This window comes from Monashia sp. HAY1-5C (assembly GCF_056755255.1).
In genome coordinates this window covers 1-244 of the sequence record NZ_JBPGXG010000656.1, presented here as the reverse complement: position 1 = coordinate 244, position 244 = coordinate 1, and the positions used below count along the sequence as shown (strand labels likewise).

At 64.3% G+C, this 244-nt stretch carries 1 protein-coding gene; it reads left to right on the top strand.

All coding sequences use genetic code 11. The features are described 5' to 3' along the window. A partial coding sequence (locus tag ACR9ZK_RS23090; protein WP_481344251.1) for a hypothetical protein occupies positions 1 to 183 on the top strand: 183 nt, incomplete at its 5' end. Between the last annotated feature and the right edge of the window lie 61 nt (positions 184 to 244).

The following is a 244-nucleotide window of genomic DNA, read 5'->3' as shown; positions in this document are numbered from 1 at the left end:
CTGCTGTACCAGAACAACTGGCAGCAAGCCGCCGAAATCGTCAGCCGCGCGCACCTGACGCCGGAGCAGTTCGCCGATGCCCAGGCCCGCGCAGAAAAACTCAAGGTTCCGGCCAAGGCCCCGACTGCGGCCGGTAATCAGGTGGCGGTGGTGGCTGACCCACAACCGTCGGCGCTCAAGTGACACTCCGGGAGATGACCATGAATACCTTGCACAGCGTGTGCTGCCTGGCCCTGCTCAGCCT